Origin of the sequence: Sediminicoccus sp. BL-A-41-H5 (assembly GCF_050632405.1) — a bacterium.
GTDB lineage: Bacteria > Pseudomonadota > Alphaproteobacteria > Acetobacterales > Acetobacteraceae > Roseococcus.
This window is the reverse complement of record NZ_CP192601.1, coordinates 356,738-375,666: the sequence shown is the minus strand read 5'-3', so window position 1 is coordinate 375,666 and position 18,929 is coordinate 356,738. Positions and strand designations below refer to the sequence as shown.

Below are 18,929 nucleotides of genomic sequence, written 5' to 3'. Positions count from 1 at the left end.
CATGATCTGGGTGCTGGAAGATCCGCGCGCGGGTACGGCGGCGCAGGCGCTGGGCATCGCCGAACGGCTGGGGCTGCCCTTCCGCCGCGTGCCGCTGCGCTTCGGGCCGCTCGCCAAGCTGCCCTGGCCCTGGCCGACGCTGGTGGGCCTGGCCGACCGCAGCGCCTTCGTGCCGCCCTGGCCGAGCCTGGTGATCTCGGCCGGGCGGCGCTCGGCGCCGGTGTCGCGCTGGCTGCGGCGGCGCGGGGCGCGAACGGTGCATGCGATGCGGCCGGGCTTCGGCGCCTGCGATTTCGACCTGCTGCTGCTGGGCGCGCATGACCACCCGGCGCCGGCGCCCAATGTGCTGGTGATCCAGGGCGCGACCCATCGCCTGACGCCCGAGGCGCTGGCCGCGGCACCGGCGGCCTTCCCCGACTTCGCCACCCTGCCCCGGCCCATCGTCACGCTGCTGCTGGGAGGGCCGGTGCGCGGCGAGGGGCTGGACCCCGGGCAGGCCGCGCGGATCGCGACAGAGGCCATGGGACTGGGTGCCAGCCTTCTGGTCACCGCCTCCCGCCGAACCGGCCCGCCCGCCACCGAGGCGGTAGCCGCCACGCTGCGGAATTTTCCGCATGTCCTGTATCCCTGGGGCGGGCCCGGGGCGAACCCATATCTCGCCATGCTGGCCAAGGCCGATCGGCTTGTCGTGACAGGTGATTCGATTTCCATGCTCTCCGAGGCGCTGATCACCGAGGCGCCGATCCTCGTGGCCGACCCCGGCGGACTCGGGCCACGCCATCAGGCCATGATCCGAAGCCTGCTCAGCGCCAGCCTCGCGGCGCGGCTGGGCGACCCCCTGCCCCCGCCCCGCGCGGCGCGGGACGAGACGGGGCGCGTGGTGGCCGAGATCCGCGCCCGGGGCTGGGCATGAGCTTCACCCCCTGGCGCGACCGCGCGGGCCGGCTCTCTGTCCTGCGTATCATCACGCTGCTGGTCATGACGCTGCCCGCGCTGCGCCTCCTGCAGCTCTGGCTGAGCGATGGCCTCGGCCCCGAGCCGCTGGAAGCCGCGACGCATGAGACCGGGCGCTGGGCCATCCGCCTGCTGGTGGCGACGCTCGCCGTCACGCCGCTCGGCCGCGTGCTGGGCTGGCCGAAGCTTTTCCAACTGCGGCGCATGCTGGGCCTCGGCGCGCTCGCCTGGGTGCTGCTGCACTTCCTACTCTACATCGGCGACCAGAATTGGCGGCTGCTGCGCGTGGGCCTCGAGATCGTGAGCCGCGTCTATCTCACCATCGGCTTCGCCGCGCTGCTGGGCCTCGTCGTGCTGGGCTGGACCTCCACCGATGGCTGGATGAAGCGGCTCGGGCGGGGCTGGAAGCGGCTGCACCGGCTGGTGTTTCCGGTGATGCTGCTGGGGCTGCTGCATGCCTTCATCCAGTCGAAATCCGACATCTCGCGCGCCGTGGTGCTGGCCGGACTACTGGTCTGGCTGCTGGGCTGGCGCGCTTTGCCCGCCCGTTGGCAAACGAACCTGCTGGCGCTGATGGGTCTGACCCTCGCCGCGCTGCTGGGCGGCGTGCTGATCGAGTACCTCTGGTACTCGGCCTTCTCCAACCTGCCGGCTGGGCGCATCGCCATGGCCAATCTGGACCTCGCCTTCGGGCCGCGGCCCGCGGTTCTGGCCGGGATGATCTGCGCGGGTGTGACGCTGCTCGCGGCGGGGCTCACGCTTTGGCGGCGCGTGGCGCGGGCGTGAGCGTCAGCGCGGCTTGGGGGGCTGCAGCCAGAGCTGCGGCGGCGGGATGTATTGCGGCCAGGGCGGCGCATCGGGCTGTGGCAGCGTCGCGGGTGCCGGCCGGCAATCGGGGCGCAGCGCCCCGCAATCCCAGCGGAAGCCGTCCGACCGGCCGGTGAGCTGCCCGCCCGCCTCAAAGCGGCAGCGGCAGAGGCGGCCATCGAAGCAGGCGGTCATCCCCTCGCGCTCCGCCTGGCAGATCGGAACCTGGGCGGCGGCGGGCCAACTCATCAGCAGGCCGAGAAGCAGGAAGCGCATGCCCTGAGGCTGCGTCCGTGCAGGTTAAGAAACGCAAAAGGCCCCGCGATCTCTCGCGGGGCCTTCGCCAAGCCAGCGCCGAAGCGCCAGGCTTACTTCATGCCGATCGCCTGGCGGCCACGCTGGCCGTCACGCACATCGAGCGAGACCTTCTCGCCCTGAGCGAGGTCGGTGCGGCCGGCGCGCGTCAGGACGGAGGAGTGCAGGAACACGTCCTGGCCACCATCTTCCGGCGTCACGAAGCCGAAGCCACGCACCTGGTCGAACCACTTCACGGTGCCGTTCAGCGGATAGACCGGGCCGGTGCCCTCATCAAAGTTGCGGCGCGGCGGCCGGTCGCCGCCACCACCACCGAAGCCGCCGGAGCGCGGGCCGCCGAAGCCACCACCGCCGCCGCCAAAATCACGGCGCGGAGGACGGTCGCCGAAGCCACCACCGGGGCCACCAAAGTCGCGGCGCGGCGGACGATCGCCGAAACCGCCGCCGGGGCCACCAAAGTCACGGCGCGGCGGACGATCGCCGAAACCGCCACCGGGGCCGCCGAAGTCACGACGCGGCGGACGATCGCCGAAGCCACCGCGCGACGCACCGCCACCCGGGCCGCGCTTCAACTCGGTGATGCGGGTGACGAGCCGGCGACCCTGACGGTCGGACCCGATCTCGCACACCAGAATATCGTCGGTGTCGGGCTGTTCGATGCCCGCATCCGTCAACGCGGATGCGTGGAAGAACACATCCTGCCCATCAGGGCCGAGCACGAAGCCGAAGCCCTTGCGCCCATTATACCACTTCACCTTGGCCTCGATCAGGCCAGTGTCACCGCCCGCAGGCGAATAATCGTCAGACACGTCGCTCTTCAATCCACGCTAGTGTTCGCAGCCAAACGGGATGCTGGGCCGGCGTATCCGAACCATGCCACTGCTGATTTGGAAATGCACGCAAAAAACTCACCGAAACCGCCCGGGCGAATAAGGTCCCGCCGGAATGGGCGCGGGCTTCCCCGCCAGCAGCGCCACCAGCAGTTCCGCCGAGCGCGGTGCGGCCACCAGCCCCACATGCCCATGGCCGAAGCCGTGCAGGATATCGGCGCTCGCCGAGGCAGGGCCGAGGCAGGGCAGGCCATCGGGCATGGAGGGGCGATGGCCCATCCAGAATTTCACCCGATCGGCGGGCAAATCCCGCGGCAGGCCAGGAAAACTGCGCAGCAGATGATCGCGCAGGATTTCCGCGCGCTTCCAGTTGGGGGCGGCCTCAAGCCCCGCGATCTCCACCTGGCCCGCCACCCGCAGGCCCGTCGCCGTCCAGGTCAGGCTCATCTTGCCGTCGGAGGGCATCATCGGCGTGCGCGGGCCGGCCTCGGCATCGGCGATCACGGCGTGGTAGCCGCGCTCGGTCTCGAGCGGTAGGTCATCGCCCGCGGCGCGCGCCAGGACGCGCGAATAGGCGCCGGCCGAGATCACCGCCTTGTCGGCCGGGACGTCGCCCTGGTCGGTGCGGATGGCCTTGAGGCGGCCCCCATCCATGACGAATCCGGTCGCGCGCGCCGCGAGGCGCTTCATCCCCTGCGCCTCGGCCTGGGCGATGAGAGCCGCGACATAGGCGCCCGGATTGAGGCAATGCCCCCCCTCCTCCACCATAACGCCGAAGCTGTACCGGCGGTCGAGGTCCGGCTCGCGCTGGCGGAGCTCGTCCTCGCTGAGTTCGAGCCACTTCACGCCCGTCTCGCGCCGGACGCGCCAGGCCAGCGCCTCGGCCTCGAAATCCGCCCGGCTCGGGTAGATGTAGAGCAGGCCGCGCCGCTCGATCAGATGGCCGACGCCGGCTTCCTCGGCGAGTGCTGCGTGCAGCTCCGGCGCGCCGGCGACCAGCGCCCGCAGGGCGTGGCCGGTCTTCATCACCCGCGATTCGGTCCAGCCGGCCAGCAGGTAGCGGATCAGCCAGGGCGCCACCTGGGGCAGGTAGCGCCAGCGGATGGCGAGCGGACCCAGCGGGTCGCTCAGGAACTTGGGCAGCTTTTTCCAGAGGCCCGGTACGGCGGGCGGCACGACGCTGGAGGGGCTGAGCCAGCAGCCATTGCCATAGCTCGCCGCCTGCTCGCCGCCCGGCGTCTCGGGCTCGATCAGCGTGACGGTGAAGCCCGCGCGCTGGGCCGCGAGCGCGGTGCAGGCGCCGACGATGCCGCCGCCGAGGATGGCGACGTGCATCAGACCCTCCCCGGATCGGTGTTCGTCAGCAGCGAAACATGCGCCGAGACCACGCGCCAGCCCACATCCGGGAGGCGCACCATGATCTTCGTCTCCCGCCCGATCAGCCCGGTGCCGACGCGCTCATATTCCAGATGCGTGCAGGCGAAGTCCTGGCCGAAGCTGGTGATGTGCACGCACTTCTGCACCCGCTTCGCATAGGCCTTCACGCTGGAGCGGAAGGCGCGGATCGCCTCGATCCCGTAGAGGATCTCGGTGATGCCGAATCGCACCGTGCGCGTGTCGGCCCAGAAGATGCTGTCCAGCACCTCGGTGCGGTTGTTCATCAGCGCGTCCTCGTATCGGTCGAAGACGGCACGGGCTTCGGCGATGACGCCGGGATCGTCGAGCTGCATGGCTTGATGTTAGGCGGCCAGCCCGGCGAGGGCCAGCATGTGGCGGCTACCCTCGCCGGGGAAGGCTCTTGCCATCTTTCAGCTCGGCATCCTGCTGTCGCAAGAATTCGTGCGCGGCCAGCGGCAACGGCTGGTCTGGAAACGCGCGCTCCATTTCCAGCGCCGCGCTGGTGATCCAAAGAGCCGCATCGGCTGGCCCCCATTCACTTGCAGCCCCAGTTGGTCCGGCATGGCGTAACCATTGAATCGCTGCGTTCGGCTTGGACCGCCTTGCCGCTTCATCTCCGCAGGTATCGCGCAGGTCTTTCACGACATCGTATCTTGCCGACGAAGCTTCACCCCGCAGGATGCCCTCTGCCGCGCTCGCGAGCGACATCGCAGCAGTCCACGCAGTCTCACGGAATGCAAGGACGCTCCAGGTCAGTTGCTCGGCAGCGGCGTCATGAACGCTATGGAGCCGACGCGCCGCCACGGCGTCAGGCGGCCGGCCGTCGCAGCAACAGCACGCCAAGCCCCAGCGCCATGATCATCGCCGCACTGCCCTGCCGCATCCGCCGCAGCAGCCCGCCGCGCTGGTCGAAGGCCCCGCGCAACCGCCCCGCCGCCAGCGCCACGCCCGCATCCACCAGCGTGTTGAGCGCCACACAGATGCCGCCCAGCAGCAGGAACTGTTCCACCACGCCGCCACGCTCGAGCACGACGAATTGCGGCAGGAAGGCCAGGAAGAAGAGCGCCGTCTTGGGGTTGAGCGCCTCGACCACCGCGCCTTCTCGGAAGGTGCGCCAAAGGCCCAGCGCCGGCAGCGGTGCGTCCAACGGCAGCGCCGCCCCCGCCTCGCGCCAGGAGCGCCAGCCAAGCCAGACGAGGTAGAACCCGCCCAGCAGCTTCATCGCGGTGAAGGCCTCGGCGCTGGCGAGGATCAGCGCGGACACGCCGAAGGCCCCGGCCAGGACGTGGACGAGGCCGCCGACCCCCGTGCCGAGAGTGGAGGAAAGCCCCGCGCCCAGTCCGCCCGAAAGTGTCCGGGCGCCGACGTAAAACATCCCGGGCCCCGGGGTCAGAGCCAGGAGGGAGGCGGCCGCCAGGAAGAAAAGAATCTGGTCGGCCGCCACGATCTCAGCCCGCGGCGGCGACCGCGCGCTTGGCCATCACCGTCACCAGATGCGCGCGGTATTCGGCGCTGCCATGGATGTCGCTGTTCAGCCCATCGGCCGGCTGCTTCACGCCCGCCACCGCATCGGGCGACCAGTTGCGGCCGAGCGCGGCCTCCATGTCGCTCTGGCGGAACACGCAGGGTCCCGCGCCGTTGATGGCGACGCGAAGGCCCGACGGGCCCTTGGAGACGAAGGCGCCCGCCATGACGTAGCGGCTGGCCGGGTTCTTCAGCTTGGCGTAGCCCGCCTTCTCCGGAATCGGGAATTCGATGGCGACGAGGATCTCGCCCTCCTCCAGCGCCGTCGTGAACATGCCCTGGAAGAAGTCATCCGCCGCGATCTTGCGCTTGCTCGTGTGGATGGTCGCCCCCAGGCCCAGCACGGCCGCCGGGTAATCCGCCGCCGGATCGTTGTTGGAGACCGATCCGCCGATGGTGCCGCGGTTGCGGACCTGGTTGTCGCCGATATGGCTCGCCATGTAGGCCAGCGCGGGAATCGCGGCCTTCACCTCGGCGCTCTTCGCCACTTCGACATGCTTGGTCAGCGCGCCGATGATGAGCGAATTCCCTTCGCGCCTGATCCCCTTCATCTCCGCAATGCCGGAGAGGTCCACCAGTGCGGAGGGCTTGTTCAGCCGGTGCTTCAGCGCGGGCAGCAGCGTGTGGCCGCCGGAGACGGGCTTGGCCTCCGGATCGGCCGCCAGGAGCTTGACGGCATCGGCCACGGAAGCGGGCTTGTGGTAGGCGAAATCATACATGCGGGTCGCTCCTTAAACGCTCTTGCCGTGGATGATGGACCAGATTTTCGGCGCTGTCGCGGGCATCTCGATGTGTTCCACGCCGTAATCGCGCAGCGCATCCACCACCGCGTTGATCACGGCCGGCGGCGAGCCGATGGCCCCCACCTCGCCGCAGCCCTTCACGCCGAGCGGGTTGTGGGTGCAGAGCGTGGTGTGGGTCGCGACGCTGACCGGCGCCAGATCATCGGCGCGCGGCATGGTGTAGTCCATCATCGAACCGCTCATGAGCTGGCCGTCCTGGTCATAGACGCAGGCTTCCAGCAGCGCCTGACCGATGCCCTGGGCGACGCCGCCCTGCACCTGGCCTTCAACGATCATCGGGTTGATGACCCGGCCCACATCGTCCACCGCGGTGAAGTTCACCATGGAGACCTTGCCCGTCTCCATCTCGATCTCGACTTCCGCGATGTGGCAGCCGCCCGGATAGGTGAAGTTCTTCGGGTCGTAGAAGGCGGTCTCCTCCAGCCCGGGCTCGATCTCGTCGATCGGATAGTTGTGGGGGACATAGGCCGCGAGGCTGACATCGGTCAGCGTCTTGGTCTTGTCGGTGCCGGCCACGCGGAAGGTGCCGCGGTCGAACTCCACATCCTCGACCGAGGCTTCCATCAGATGGGCGGCGATTCGCTTGCCCTTGGCGATGATCTTGTCCATCGCCTTCTCCATGGCCGAGCCGCCGACGGCGAGCGAACGGCTGCCATAGGTGCCCATGCCGAATGGTACCTTGGCCGTGTCGCCATGCACGATGTCCACATTGGCGATGGAGACGCCGAGCTTGTCGGCCACGAGCTGCGCGAAGGTCGTCTCATGGCCCTGGCCGTGGCTGTGCGCGCCGGTCAGCACCGTGACGGAACCCGTCGGGTGGACGCGGATGACGCCCACCTCGTAGAGACCGGCGCGGGCGCCGAGCGAACCCACCACCGCGGACGGCGCGATGCCGCAGGCCTCCAGATAGGTGGAGATGCCGATGCCACGCAGCTTGCCGCGCAGCCGTGCCTCCGCCCGGCGCGCCTCGAAACCGGCCCAGTCGGCCGTCTTCAGCGCCTGGTCGAGCGTCGAGAAATAGTCGCCGCTGTCATACTGGAGGGCGACGGGCGTCTGGTAGGGGAAGGCGTCAGTCGGGATGAAGTTGCGCCGGCGCAGCTTCACGCGGTCGAAGCCGCATTGCTTGGCGGCGACATCAACCAGGCGCTCCAGCAGATAGGTCGCCTCCGGCCGGCCCGCGCCGCGATAGGCATCCACCGGGACGGTGTGGGTGAAGACCGCCTTCACCTCGGCATAGATGGCGGGCGTCGAATACACGCCGGCGAGCAGCGTGGCGTAGAGATAGGTCGGCACACACGGGGCAAAGGTGGAGAGATAGGCGCCCATGTTGGCATGCGTCAGCACGCGCAGGCCAAGGAAGGTGCCCTCCTTGTCCAGCGCCAGCTCGGCGCGGGTCACATGGTCACGGCCATGCGCGTCGGACATGAAGGCCTCGGTGCGGTCGGCCGTCCACTTCACCGCGCGGCCGAGCTTGGCGGCCGCCCAGGTGACGATCGCCTCCTCGGCATAGTGGTAGATCTTGCTGCCGAAGCCGCCGCCCACATCGGGGGCCACGACGCGCAGCTTCGCCTCGGGGATCTGCAGCACGAAGGCGCCCATCAGCAGCCGGATCACATGCGGGTTCTGGCTGGTGGTGAAGAGCGTGTGCTCGCCCGTGGTGGTGTCATAATCGCCGACGGCGCAGCGCGGCTCCATGGCGTTGGGGACAAGACGCTGGTTCGTCGTCTCGAAGACGACGCGATGCGCCGCCTTCTCGAAGGCGGCATCCACCAACGCCTTGTCGCCGATATGCCAGTCGTAGCAGAGGTTGCCGGCCACATCGTCATGCACGCGGGGCGCGTCGGCGGCCAAGGCGGCCGTGGTCTGGCTCACCGCCGGCAGCACATCGAACTCGACGAAGATCGCCTCGGCCGCGTCGCGCGCCTGGGCACGGGTCTCGGCGATGACGACGGCGATGGGGTCGCCCACATGGCGCACCTTCCCCTCGGCGAGGACGGGGTGCTTCGGCTCCGCCATGGGCGTGCCGTCCTTGTTGTGGATCTGCCAGCCGCAGGGCAGGCCCCCGATGGCGGCGAGATCGGCGCTGGTATAGATCGCGACGACGCCCGGCATGGCCGAAGCGGCCGCCGTGTCGATGTTCAGGATGCGCGCATGCGCATGCTGGCTGCGCAGGATCCAGGCATGGGCCTGGCCGGGGCGGTTGATGTCATCCGTGTATTGCCCGCGGCCGGAGAGGAAGCGGACATCCTCCTTGCGGCGGACACTCGCACCAATGCCTTCGAACGGCGTGACGACGTTCATGCGCGATTCCTCCCTGGTTGTTGGCGGGGTGATGGCCTCCCCACCCGGGGCCGCGGCTTTGGCGCCGCTTATGCCCCACTGAGCGCCAAATTACTCCGCTGCGGCGGCGATGCTCGTGCGCTTGCCGTGCATCACATCCTGGGCGGCCGCGATGGCCTTCACGATGTTGTGGTAACCCGTGCAGCGGCAGAGATTGCCCTCGAGCCCCTCGCGGATCTCCTGCTCGGAGAGGCCTTGTGGATTCTTGGCGACGAGATCCACGGCGGACATCACCATGCCAGGCGTGCAGAAGCCGCACTGGAGCGCGTGATACTCGCGGAAGGCTTCCTGCATCGGGTGCAGCGTGCCATCGGCCGCGGCCAGACCCTCGATGGTGGTGACCGAGGCACCGTCGGCCATCACGGCCAGCGTGGTGCAGGACTTCACGCTGTTGCCGTCGATATGCACGACGCAGGCGCCGCACTGGCTGGTGTCGCAGCCGACATGGGTGCCGGTGAGGCGCAGCTTTTCGCGCAGCAACTCGACCAGGAGGGTGCGGCCCTCGACCTCGACCGTATGCGTCTTGCCGTTCACCGTAAGCGTGACCTGCGGCATCAACCGTCTCCCCGTCCATGCACTGTGTTGAGTCGGAGCCTCGCCAAAGTCACGCAAGGCGTCAAGCGTCGGGTTGTTTCATCCCCGGCGCCGGCTGCTCGATGACGAGGCGCCTGCCGCGCGTCAGCAGCAGCAGCAGGCCCATGACAGGGACGGCCAGCAGCCAGAAGGCCCAGAGCAGGCCGAGCGCCCCCGCACCGAACATCATGGCCCCCGCCGCCACTTCCTCATCCTCCGAGAAGACGAAGCGCTGCAAGCCGGCGCAGGTGCCGAGCATGAGCAGCGGCGGTGCGAGCACTGCGAGCCAGAAGCCCCATTTCACGAGTCGGCCGAAGAGGCTTCGTGGCGCGCGGGCCACGAAGCGGAGGGGCTGGTCGCTCAGGCGTCGGCCGTCCGGAAGGCGGTGGGCGGCGCCTTGTTCAGCAGCGGATTCTCCGCCGCCGGGCGATCATGCAGGTGGCAGGCCGCGAGGTGCCCGGTGCCGTCATCGCGCAACGCCGGCTCCTCCGACCGGCAGCGGTCGAAGGCATAGGGGCAGCGCGTGTGGAAGCGGCAGCCCTTGGGCGGCTTGATCGGGCTCGGCACATCGCCCTGCAGCACGATGCGCTCGCGCATGGCACCCGGCACGGGCACCGGCACGGCGGAGAGCAGCGCCTCCGTATAGGGGTGGCGGGGCGAGCCGAAGAGCGACTTACGGTCCGCGACCTCGACGATCTTGCCGAGATACATGACCGCCACGCGATGCGTCATATGCTCGACGATGGCGAGGTCATGGCTGATGAACAGCATGGCGAGGCCGAGTTCCGACTGCAAATCCTGCAGCAGGTTGACGATCTGCGCCTTCACCGACACATCGAGCGCGGAGACCGCCTCATCGCAGACGATCACGTCGGGCTCGGCCGCCAGCGCACGCGCGATGCAGATGCGCTGCCGCTGCCCGCCCGAGAATTCATGCGGCCAGCGATTCACGGCATCCCGCGGCAGGCGGACCTTATCCATGAGCTGGCCCACGCGCTCATCCACCTCGGCCTCGTTCTTCGCGAGCCCGAAGTTGCGGATCGGCTCGGCCAGGATCTCGCGCACCCGCATGCGCGGGTTGAGCGAGGAGAACGGGTCCTGGAAGACGACCTGAATCTGTCGGCGCAGCGGTCGCAGCGTGCTCGTGGAGAGGTCATCGATGCGGCGGTTGTTCAGCACCACCTGGCCGGATGTCAGCGGAAACAGCCGCAGGACCGCCTTGCCCACCGTGGACTTGCCGCACCCCGATTCGCCCACGAGCGAGAGCGTCTCGCCCTTGTTGATGTGGAAGGAGACGCCATCCACAGCATAGACATAGCCCACGGTGGAGCCGAGCAGCCCGCCCCGGATGGGGAAGTGCTTCTTGAGGTCCGTGACCTCGAGGATGCGCTCGCCGGTTTTGACGGAGGTGCTCATGCGGCGACGGACCCTTCGACCTGGGCGTAATGGCAGGCGGCGATGTGGCCGGGCGCCTTTTCCTGCAAGGCGGGCGCCACGGCGCGGCAGAGATCGGTGACGGCCGGGCAGCGCGTCGCGAAGACGCAACCCGGGATCTTCTGCTTGAGGCTGGGCACCAGGCCCGGAATTTCGGCGAGGCGCGAGGTCTCGCCGGTCAGCGAGGAGCCGAGCTTGGGCACGGAGCCCAGGAGCCCTTGCGTGTAGGGGTGGCGCGGGTTGCGGAAGAGGTCGCCCACCGACGCTTCCTCCACTTTCTTCCCGGCATACATGACCACCACGCGCTCGGCGACCTCGGCGACAACGCCAAGGTCATGCGTGATGAGCACGATGGCGGCACCCACGCTGTGCTTGAGGTCGCGCATCAGGTCCAGGATCTGCGCCTGGATCGTCACGTCGAGCGCCGTCGTCGGCTCGTCCGCGATCAGCAGCTTCGGGTTGCAGGCGAGCGCGATGGCGATCATCACGCGCTGGCGCATGCCGCCCGAGAGCTGGTGCGGATATTCGCGCACGCGCCGGCCGGGCTCGGGGATGCCGACCAGCTTCAGCATCTCGACCGCGCGGTCCTCGGCCTGCTGCTTGGAGAGGCCCTGATGCAGCCGCAGCGTCTCGCCGATCTGGCGCCCATTGGTGAGCACCGGGTTCAGCGAGGTCATCGGCTCCTGGAAGATCATGCTGATCTCATTGCCGCGGATGGCGCGCATCTCGCGGTCCGAGCATTTCAGCAGGTCCTTGCCCTGGAAGCGGATGGCGCCCGCGATCTTGCCCGGAGGCTCCGGGATCAGGCGCAGGATGGACATGGCGGTGACGGACTTGCCGCAGCCGCTCTCGCCCACGATCGCCAGCGTCTCGCCCGAGCGGACGTGGAAGCTGACGCCATCCACGGCGCGGTTGACGCCGTCCATGGTGCGGAAATGGGTCTGGAGGTTGTCCACCTCCAGGAGGATGTCGCGATTGTCGGCCATGGGATTGGTGCTCACAGCTTGGTCGCCAGGCGCGGGTCGATCGCGTCGCGCAGGCCATCGCCCAGCAGGTTCACCGCGAGCACGGTGATCGAGAGGAAGATGGCGGGGAAGAAGACGATGTAGGGCTTCACCTGCCAGAGCGCGCGGCCCTCGGCCATGATGTTGCCCCAGGACGGAATGATGGGCGGCGTGCCCGCGCCGATGAAGGAGAGAATCGCCTCCGTGATCATCGCAGCTGCGCAGATGAAGGTGGCCTGCACCGTCAGCGGCGCCAGCGTGTTGGGCAGGATGTGCTTGAAGATGATGACGGGCGTCTTGGTGCCGGACGCCACCGCCGCCTCAACATAGGGCTGCTCGCGCAGCGAGAGCACCACGCCGCGCACCAGGCGCGAGACGCGCGGCACTTCGGCGATGGTGATGGCGAGGATGACGTTCTGCACCGAGCCGCGGGTCAGCGCCATCAGCGCGATGGCCAGCAGGATGGGCGGAATGCTCATCATGCCGTCCATGACGCGCATGATGATGCTGTCCGCCAGTCGGCTGAAGCCCGAGATCAGGCCGATGGTCAGCCCGATGATCGAAGCGAAGAAGGCGACCGAGAAGCCCACCAGCAGCGAGACGCGCGCGCCGTAGAGCACGCGGGAATAGACGTCCCGCCCCAGCATGTCGGAGCCGAACCAGAATTGCGCGCCGGGCTCACGGGTGCGCAGCGCCGGCGCCAGCGCCGTCGGGTCCTTCGTCCAGAGGAACGGCGCGAAGACCGCGACGAACAGCATCACGAGCAGCAGGCCGCCGCCGATGGCGATCGTCGGATACCGGCGCAGGAAGCCGAAGAAGCCCCGGCGCGGCTTCACATTGGAGAGGATGTCCTGCGTCGGCTGCGCGATGGCGAGGCCGGGCGGGATGGTCACCCCGGGCGGGATGGTGACGCCGGGCGGAAGCGTGGTGGTGCTCATGTCGCCTCCACGGGCAGGACTGGATGCATCGTGCGGAGGAGGGCCATCAGTAGCGGATCCTCGGGTCGAAGAGGGTGTAGAGAAGGTCGATCAGCAGATTGACCAGCACGTAGACGAAGCTGAACAGGAGCACGACGCCCTGGATGACCGGGTAGTCGCGCCGCAGGATCGCATCCACCGTGAGGCGGCCGAGGCCCGGGATCGCAAAGACGCTCTCCGTCACCACCGCGCCGCCGATCAGCAGCGCGATGCCGATGCCGATGATGGTGACGATGGGCACGGCCGCGTTCTTCAGCGCGTGCAGGAAGAGGATGCTGCGCTGGCCCGCACCCTTGGCGCGCGCCGTGCGGATGTAGTCCTGGCTCAGCACCTCCAGCATGGTGGCGCGGGTGATGCGGGCGATGAGCGCGATATAGACGCCGCCCAGCGCCACGGCCGGCAGGATCAGGTTCTCCATCCAGGGGAAGAAGCCCTGGCTGAAGGGCGTGTAGCCCTGAACAGGCAGCCAATCGAGTTCGAGCGCGAAGACGAAGGCGAGCAGGTAGCCCACCACGAAGACGGGCACCGAGAAGCCAAGCACCGCGAAGGCCATCACGGCGCGGTCGATGGTGGTCCCCTGCTTCCAGGCGGCCACCACGCCCATCGGCACGGCGATCGAGACCGCCAGGATCAGCGTCACCACCATGAGCGAGAGCGTCGGCTCGATGCGTTGCGCGATCATGTGACTGACCGGCAGGTTGGTGAAGATCGAAGTGCCGAGGTCGCCATGCAGGATGTCCCAGACCCAGGCGCCGAAGCGCACCAGATAGGGCCGGTCGAGCCCGAGCGAAGCGCGGATGCGTTCCACATCGTCGGGCGTCGCCTGGTCACCGGCGATGACGGCGGCCGGATCACCCGGCGCGAGATAGAGCAGCGAGAAGACGAAGAGTGCGACGACCGCCATGACCGGAATGGTCGCCAGCACGCGCCGGACGATATAGGCCCACATTCAAAAATTCCCCCAACGCCATGCTCCGCCGGGACGCTTTGTGGCGTCCCGGCGGCAAGTCCGCAAGCCGTATCGGCTTCGCAGCATCACGACTTGGAGACGCCCCAGAACCAGGGCAGCGGACCGGCCACGATGCCGGTGACGTTGCCGCGCCACGCCTGATAGGCGCGGTAGAAGCCCGTCGGCACGAAGGGCAGGCTCTGGCAGGCGGCGACGTTGATCTCGTCGCAGGCGGCCTTCTCCTGTGCCGCGTTGGTCGCGGCGAACCACTTGTCGCGCCCCGCTTCGATCGCCGGGTCGTTCGGCCAGCCGAACCAGGCCTGATCGCCGCTCGCGCGCAGGCCGAGATAGGAGGCGGGGTTGGTGCAGTCCGCACCGGCGAACCAGGTGAAGAAGATGTTCCAGCCGCCACGGTCGCGCGGCTCGCGGCTCGCGCGGCGGGCGCCGACGGTGCCCCAGTCGGTCGCGACATAGTCCACGTTCATGCCGATGGCGCGCAGCGCGGCATTCGCCACCTGGCCCATGGCCGAGAGCGCCGCGATGTCCTGGCCCACGATCATCGTCACCGGCTCGTTGTTGTAGCCCGCTTCCTGCAGCAGGCGGCGCGCCATCGCCGGATCGCGCGGGCGGGAGAGGATCTCGCCGCCGGCCTCGGTGTAGTTGGGCGTGTCGGGCGTGAAGAAGCCGTTCATCTGCTTCCACAGCGCGTCGTCATTGCCAACCACGGCGCGCATGAAATCCGGCTGGTTGACGATCCAGGCCACGGCCTGGCGGATGCGCGGGTTGTTGAACGGCGCGTGCAGGTGGTTGAAGCGGAAGCAGCCCACATTGCCCAGCGGGTCGGCCACATCCACGCGGATGTTGCGGTTCCGCCGCAGCACGGGGATGAGGTCGTTGAGCGGGGTTTCCCACCAATCCACCTCGCCCGACTGAAGGGCGGCGCCCGCCGTCGCGGCGTCGGGCTGGATGATCCACTCGACGCGGTCCACCATCATGCGCTTGCCGCCCGAGAGCCAGTTCGGCGCCTCGCTGCGGGGCTGGTACTGGTCGAAGCGGCTCCAGGTCGCGCGCGCGCCGGGCACCCATTCGGAGCGGTTGAACCGCATCGGGCCGGAGCCGACATATTCGGTGATCTGCTGGAACGGATCGGTCCGCGCGATGCGCTCAGGCATCATGAAGGCGATCGGCGTGTTGTTCTTGCCGAGTGCGAGCAGCATCTTCGGATAGGGCTGGCGCAGGACCCAGCGGAAGGTGCGGTCATCCACCGCCACGAGTTCCTGCTGGATCGCGCGGATCATCTGGCCCATGCCGTCGCGCACGCACCAGCGGTTGAGCGAGGCGACGCAGTCGGCGGCGCGGACCGGCTCGCCATCATGCCAGCGAAGGCCCTCGCGCAGGCGGAAGGTCCAGGTCAGGCCATCGGCGCTGACCGTCTCGCTCTCCACCATCTGGCGGCGCGGCGTGAAGGTGTTGTCGATGCCGTAGAGCGTGTCCCACACCAGCATCGAGGCGTTGCGGACGACGAACTGGGTGCCCCAGATCGGGTCGTAATTGGCGAGGTTCGCCTGGGGGACGAAGCGCAGCGTGCGCGCGGCCGCGCCCTGGCTCAGCGCGGGCGCCGAGAGGCCCGTGGTGGCCGCGGTGGCGGCAACGCCCGCCTGGAGGAAACTTCTACGATCCATTAACCCGTTCTCCCTGAGCGCCCGGCCTCTCGCCGACGACTTGCTGTAACTTTCACCGATATCTGCACCAACCTTGGGCATCGCGCCAGCGTCCCCCGCCGACGCGCGCCCATGGCGCGCTGCCAAGCACGTCCTGTGCCACTCAGGCGCGGCGCACACCCCAGAACAATGAAGACCCGCCGCGGACCACATCCGTGATGCTGCGACGCCAGGCCTGCGGGGGCCGCACGAGACCGAGCGGGATGAAGGGCACCTCCTGCCACGCCACGCGCTGGATCTCCTCCGCGATGCGCCGCGCTGCGGCGGTATCGGGGGCGGTGAACCATTCCTCGCGAAGCTCTTCGAGGCGCGGCATGGTCGGCCAGCCGGACCAGGCGGCCGAGCCATGGCCGCGCAATGGCTGGTGGCTGCCGGGCACCGAGACGTCGAGCCCTTCCCAGGTGGTGCAGAAGGCGCTCCAGCCCCCCTGCTCCACCCCGTTGCGGTTGGTGCGGCGCTGGATCTGCGTGCCCCAGTCCATCGCCGGGAAATCCACGTTGAAGCCGACGCGCCGCAGCAGGTCTGCCGCCACTTCCGAGAGGTTCTGCAGCACCGGCAGGTCGGTCGCCGACATCAGCACCACGCGCTGCCCGGCATAGCCGGAGGCGCGCAGGGCCGCACGCGCGGCATCGAGGTTGCGCGGGCCCGACAGCACCTCAAGGCCGGCATCATTGGCCAGCGGCGTCCCCGGCGTGAAGACGCCTGCCGGCACCACGGACAGCGCGGGGTCCGTGCCGATCGCAGCATTCATGAAGTCGCGCTGGTTGACGGCGGGCAGCAGCGCGCGCCGCACCGCCACGTCGTTGAAGGGCGCATGCAGGAAGTTGAAGCGCAGCACGCCCAGGTTGCCGGCCGGGTTGACCACGCCGATCTCGATCTCACGGTTGCGGCGCAGGAGCGGCAGCAGGTCGGGCAGCGGGGTCTCCCACCAATCCGCCTCGTTGTTCTGCAGCGCGGCGCCGGCGGTGGCGGGGTCGGGCATGACCTTCCATTCCACGCGGTCGAAATTCACCCGCTTGCCACCCGCCAGGAAGTTGATCGGCTCGTCGCGCGGCACGTAATCCGTGAAGCGCTCATAGACGGCGACGTCGCCGGGCCGGAACAGGTCCTGGCGGAAGCGGAAGGGCCCGCTGCCGGTGGCCTCCGTGATCTGCGTGAAGGGGTCCGTCCGGGCGATCCGCTCGGGCATGATGGCGCAGATATTGGCGGAGGGCTTGCCCAGCGCCCAGGCGAGGCCGGGCCAGGGGCGCTTCAGCCGGATGCGGATGGTGCGGTCATCCGGTGCCGCAACCTCATCGGCCAGCGCGTCCAGGCGCTGGCCCAGCACGTCGCGCTTGGACCAGCGCAGGATGGAGGCGACGCAGTCCCGCGCGCGCACGGGCTCGCCGTCATGGAAGCGAAGACCCTCGCGCAGCGTGATGGTCCAGGTCAGCCCGTCATCGCTGATCACATGCCCCTGCGCCATCTGCGGGCGCACCTGGTAGTCGGAGCCCAGCCCGTAGAGCAGGTCATAGATCATCAGCCCGTGATTGCGGACGATGACGGCCGAGCTCCAGACCGGGTCGAGGCTGGCCAGGTTGGCCTGAGGGATGAATCGCAGCAGGCGCGCATTGGCCTGGGCCGAGGCGAGACGCGGCGCGGCCATCATGGCGGCCGCGCCGGAGATGGCGGCGCGGCGGGAGATCTCTGTCATGTCTTGCTGATGTTCCAGAACACGGTGGCGGGCGCGCGGAAAACGCCCTGGATGTTGCGGCGCCAGGCGCTGGGCTGCCAGTAGTAGCCGAGCGGCATGTAGTACATCTCGCGCATGGCGGCCGCGTTCAGCGCCTGTGCGATGCGGCGGCCCTCGGCGGCATCAGCCCCCTTCTCCACCCATTCGCCGCGGAGTTGCTCGACCTCCGGCACATTTGGCCAGCCGAACCAGGCATTGGGCCCATTGGCGCGCAGGAAGAGGTGGAACACGGGCAGGGCGAGCGACTGGCCCGAGGCGGTGGTGTGGATGATGCTCCAGCCGCCACGCTCCACCGGCTCGCGGCTCGCGCGGCGCTGCACCAGCGTGCCCCAGTCGGTAGAGATGACTTCGACGTTCATGCCCATGCGCGTCATGATGTCGGCGGTGACGAGGCTCAGCGCGTTGATCTGCGGGTAGTCGCCCGGCGTGATCAGCACGACCTTCTCATTGTTGTAGCCGGCCTCGCGCAGGGCCGCGCGGGCGCGCTCGATGCTGCGCGTCTGCAGGATCTCGCTGCCGATGGTGTTGGCGAGCGGCGTGTCGCAGGTGAAGACGCCCTCGCAGACGCCCCAGCCCGCCTGGTCATTGCCGGCGACGGCGCGCAGATAGTCGCGCTGGTCCACCGCCATGGCGACGGCACGGCGGATGGCGGGGTTGTTGAAGGGCGGCTGCAGCGTGTTGAAGCGCGCGATGCCATAGGTTCCGTCCTGCAGGCGCTGGTCCACCACCACCTGGCGGTTGCGCCGCAGCAGCGGCAGCAGGTCGTGCAGCGGATATTCCCAGTAATCCTGCTCGCCCTGATTGATCGCGTTGGCGCTGGTGGCGGAGTCGACGATGATGGTCCACTCGATGCGATCCAGGCGCGGGATGCGGCCGCCGGCCAGGCCATCCACCGCCTCCTGCCGCGGCACGTAGCGCTCGTTGCGCGCCCAGACGGCCTTCTGGCCGGGGTTCCACTCGCCGGGGATGAAGCGGAAGGGGCCGCTGCCCACCGTCTCGCGGATCTGCTGGAAGGCATCCGTCTGCGCGATGCGCTCGGGCATGATGAAGCAGGGGAATTGCGTCTGGCCGAGGGCCAGCGTCAGCAGCGGCGTCGGCCGGTGCAGGCGGAAGCGGAAGCGGCGGTCATCCAGCGCCGTGATCTCGGCCACGTTCGGCCACAGCACCTGCATGAAGGGATCACGTCGCGCCCAGCGGTTGATCGAGGCCACGCAGTCCCGCGCACGCACCGGCTCGCCATCATGGAAGGCGAGGCCCTCGCGGAGCGTGAAGGTCCAGGAGAGCTGGTCGTCCGAGACGACCCAGCCCTCGGCCATCTGCGGCCGGATGGCGCCCGAGGAATCCTGCGCGCACAGCTGGTCGTAGATCAGGAAGGCGTGGTTGCGGGTGACGACGGCCGTCGTCCAGATCGGATCCACGCTGGTGAGGTTGGCCTGCGGGATCACCCGCAGGGTCCGCGACGCCGCGCTCTGTGCGCCCACGACCTGCGGGGCCGCGACGCTCGCCGCCGCCCCCGCCAAAACGCCGCGCCTGCCGAGTGTCATCGCCCAGTCCTCCCTTGATGAAGT

19 protein-coding genes are annotated in these 18,929 nt (G+C 68.9%); 2 read left to right on the top strand and 17 right to left on the bottom strand.

All coding sequences use genetic code 11. From position 1 onward, the window contains the following. Position 1 precedes the first annotated feature (1 nt). Both ACQ860_RS01850 and ACQ860_RS01845 read left to right on the top strand, forming a co-directional pair. Positions 2 to 913, top strand: a complete 912-nt coding sequence (locus tag ACQ860_RS01850) for a mitochondrial fission ELM1 family protein (protein ID WP_431301707.1) — start codon at positions 2 to 4, stop codon at positions 911 to 913. Then, positions 910 to 1,740, top strand: a complete 831-nt coding sequence (locus ACQ860_RS01845; RefSeq protein ID WP_431301706.1) for a sulfite oxidase heme-binding subunit YedZ — start codon at positions 910 to 912, stop codon at positions 1,738 to 1,740. The genes ACQ860_RS01850 and ACQ860_RS01845 overlap by 4 nt, the downstream gene beginning before the upstream one ends. Before the next feature lie 3 nt (positions 1,741 to 1,743). Here ACQ860_RS01845 and ACQ860_RS01840 read toward each other — a convergent pair whose 3' ends face one another. From ACQ860_RS01840 to ACQ860_RS01760, 17 genes are all read right to left on the bottom strand, one after another. Next, entirely contained in the window at positions 1,744 to 2,037 is a 294-nt protein-coding gene (locus tag ACQ860_RS01840) for a hypothetical protein (RefSeq protein WP_431301705.1), read from the bottom strand. 92 nt (positions 2,038 to 2,129) lie between these two features. Continuing rightward, entirely contained in the window at positions 2,130 to 2,885 is a 756-nt protein-coding gene (locus ACQ860_RS01835) for a cold-shock protein (protein ID WP_431301704.1), read from the bottom strand. Positions 2,886 to 2,984: 99 nt separating this feature from the next. Continuing rightward, positions 2,985 to 4,241, bottom strand: a complete 1,257-nt coding sequence (locus ACQ860_RS01830) for an NAD(P)/FAD-dependent oxidoreductase (protein ID WP_431301703.1) — start codon at positions 4,239 to 4,241, stop codon at positions 2,985 to 2,987. After that, positions 4,241 to 4,636, bottom strand: a complete 396-nt coding sequence (locus ACQ860_RS01825) for an AtzH-like domain-containing protein (RefSeq protein ID WP_431301702.1) — start codon at positions 4,634 to 4,636, stop codon at positions 4,241 to 4,243. Before ACQ860_RS01825 ends, ACQ860_RS01830 begins: the two co-directional genes overlap by 1 nt. 46 nt (positions 4,637 to 4,682) lie before the next feature. Further along, the gene (locus tag ACQ860_RS01820) at positions 4,683 to 5,012 is read right to left on the bottom strand and encodes a hypothetical protein (RefSeq protein ID WP_431301701.1); all 330 of its coding nucleotides are present in this window, start codon (positions 5,010 to 5,012) and stop codon (positions 4,683 to 4,685) included. Between the two features lie 100 nt (positions 5,013 to 5,112). Beyond that, the gene (locus ACQ860_RS01815) at positions 5,113 to 5,748 is read right to left on the bottom strand and encodes a LysE family translocator (protein WP_431301700.1); all 636 of its coding nucleotides are present in this window, start codon (positions 5,746 to 5,748) and stop codon (positions 5,113 to 5,115) included. A 4-nt stretch (positions 5,749 to 5,752) separates the two neighbouring features. Beyond that, on the bottom strand, positions 5,753 to 6,547 hold the full coding sequence (locus ACQ860_RS01810; protein WP_431301699.1) for an FAD binding domain-containing protein: 795 nt from the start codon (positions 6,545 to 6,547) through the stop codon (positions 5,753 to 5,755). A 12-nt stretch (positions 6,548 to 6,559) separates the two neighbouring features. After that, positions 6,560 to 8,932 carry a xanthine dehydrogenase family protein molybdopterin-binding subunit gene (locus ACQ860_RS01805; RefSeq protein ID WP_431301698.1) on the bottom strand — a complete coding sequence of 791 codons (2,373 nt, stop codon included), beginning with the start codon at positions 8,930 to 8,932 and terminating at the stop codon, positions 6,560 to 6,562. A gap of 90 nt (positions 8,933 to 9,022) precedes the next feature. Further along, on the bottom strand, positions 9,023 to 9,526 hold the full coding sequence (locus tag ACQ860_RS01800; RefSeq protein WP_213611552.1) for a (2Fe-2S)-binding protein: 504 nt from the start codon (positions 9,524 to 9,526) through the stop codon (positions 9,023 to 9,025). A 61-nt stretch (positions 9,527 to 9,587) separates the two neighbouring features. Beyond that, positions 9,588 to 9,824 (bottom strand): hypothetical protein, encoded by a 237-nt coding sequence (locus ACQ860_RS01795; RefSeq protein ID WP_431301697.1) that lies wholly within the window; start codon positions 9,822 to 9,824, stop codon positions 9,588 to 9,590. Positions 9,825 to 9,904: 80 nt separating this feature from the next. Beyond that, complete coding sequence (locus ACQ860_RS01790) at positions 9,905 to 10,960, bottom strand: ABC transporter ATP-binding protein (RefSeq protein WP_431301696.1); 1,056 nt, start codon at positions 10,958 to 10,960, stop codon at positions 9,905 to 9,907. Continuing rightward, the gene (locus ACQ860_RS01785) at positions 10,957 to 11,964 is read right to left on the bottom strand and encodes an ABC transporter ATP-binding protein (protein WP_431305715.1); all 1,008 of its coding nucleotides are present in this window, start codon (positions 11,962 to 11,964) and stop codon (positions 10,957 to 10,959) included. The genes ACQ860_RS01790 and ACQ860_RS01785 overlap by 4 nt, the downstream gene beginning before the upstream one ends. Before the next feature lie 11 nt (positions 11,965 to 11,975). Next, positions 11,976 to 12,920: an ABC transporter permease gene (locus ACQ860_RS01780; protein WP_431301695.1), complete on the bottom strand. Its 945-nt coding sequence runs from the start codon at positions 12,918 to 12,920 to the stop codon at positions 11,976 to 11,978. 46 nt (positions 12,921 to 12,966) lie between these two features. Beyond that, entirely contained in the window at positions 12,967 to 13,908 is a 942-nt protein-coding gene (locus tag ACQ860_RS01775; protein ID WP_431301694.1) for an ABC transporter permease, read from the bottom strand. 86 nt (positions 13,909 to 13,994) lie between these two features. Continuing rightward, the gene (locus tag ACQ860_RS01770) at positions 13,995 to 15,590 is read right to left on the bottom strand and encodes an ABC transporter substrate-binding protein (protein WP_431301693.1); all 1,596 of its coding nucleotides are present in this window, start codon (positions 15,588 to 15,590) and stop codon (positions 13,995 to 13,997) included. A gap of 142 nt (positions 15,591 to 15,732) precedes the next feature. Then, entirely contained in the window at positions 15,733 to 17,322 is a 1,590-nt protein-coding gene (locus ACQ860_RS01765; RefSeq protein WP_431301692.1) for an ABC transporter substrate-binding protein, read from the bottom strand. Continuing rightward, entirely contained in the window at positions 17,319 to 18,905 is a 1,587-nt protein-coding gene (locus ACQ860_RS01760; RefSeq protein WP_431301691.1) for an ABC transporter substrate-binding protein, read from the bottom strand. The genes ACQ860_RS01765 and ACQ860_RS01760 overlap by 4 nt, the downstream gene beginning before the upstream one ends. Positions 18,906 to 18,929: the final 24 nt, after the last annotated feature.

Coding starts and splice junctions, on each gene's coding strand:
- ACQ860_RS01850 (WP_431301707.1), top strand. CDS start 2: ATGATCTGGGTGCTGGAAGATCCGCGCGCGGGTACGGCGGCGCAGGCG.
- ACQ860_RS01845 (WP_431301706.1), top strand. CDS start 910: ATGAGCTTCACCCCCTGGCGCGACCGCGCGGGCCGGCTCTCTGTCCTG.
- ACQ860_RS01840 (WP_431301705.1), bottom strand. CDS start 2,037: ATGCGCTTCCTGCTTCTCGGCCTGCTGATGAGTTGGCCCGCCGCCGCC.
- ACQ860_RS01830 (WP_431301703.1), bottom strand. CDS start 4,241: ATGCACGTCGCCATCCTCGGCGGCGGCATCGTCGGCGCCTGCACCGCG.
- ACQ860_RS01825 (WP_431301702.1), bottom strand. CDS start 4,636: ATGCAGCTCGACGATCCCGGCGTCATCGCCGAAGCCCGTGCCGTCTTC.
- ACQ860_RS01820 (WP_431301701.1), bottom strand. CDS start 5,012: ATGTCGCTCGCGAGCGCGGCAGAGGGCATCCTGCGGGGTGAAGCTTCG.
- ACQ860_RS01810 (WP_431301699.1), bottom strand. CDS start 6,547: ATGTATGATTTCGCCTACCACAAGCCCGCTTCCGTGGCCGATGCCGTC.
- ACQ860_RS01805 (WP_431301698.1), bottom strand. CDS start 8,932: ATGAACGTCGTCACGCCGTTCGAAGGCATTGGTGCGAGTGTCCGCCGC.
- ACQ860_RS01800 (WP_213611552.1), bottom strand. CDS start 9,526: ATGCCGCAGGTCACGCTTACGGTGAACGGCAAGACGCATACGGTCGAG.
- ACQ860_RS01790 (WP_431301696.1), bottom strand. CDS start 10,960: ATGAGCACCTCCGTCAAAACCGGCGAGCGCATCCTCGAGGTCACGGAC.
- ACQ860_RS01785 (WP_431305715.1), bottom strand. CDS start 11,964: ATGGCCGACAATCGCGACATCCTCCTGGAGGTGGACAACCTCCAGACC.
- ACQ860_RS01780 (WP_431301695.1), bottom strand. CDS start 12,920: ATGAGCACCACCACGCTTCCGCCCGGCGTCACCATCCCGCCCGGGGTG.
- ACQ860_RS01775 (WP_431301694.1), bottom strand. CDS start 13,908: ATGTGGGCCTATATCGTCCGGCGCGTGCTGGCGACCATTCCGGTCATG.
- ACQ860_RS01770 (WP_431301693.1), bottom strand. CDS start 15,590: ATGGATCGTAGAAGTTTCCTCCAGGCGGGCGTTGCCGCCACCGCGGCC.
- ACQ860_RS01765 (WP_431301692.1), bottom strand. CDS start 17,322: ATGACAGAGATCTCCCGCCGCGCCGCCATCTCCGGCGCGGCCGCCATG.
- ACQ860_RS01760 (WP_431301691.1), bottom strand. CDS start 18,905: ATGACACTCGGCAGGCGCGGCGTTTTGGCGGGGGCGGCGGCGAGCGTC.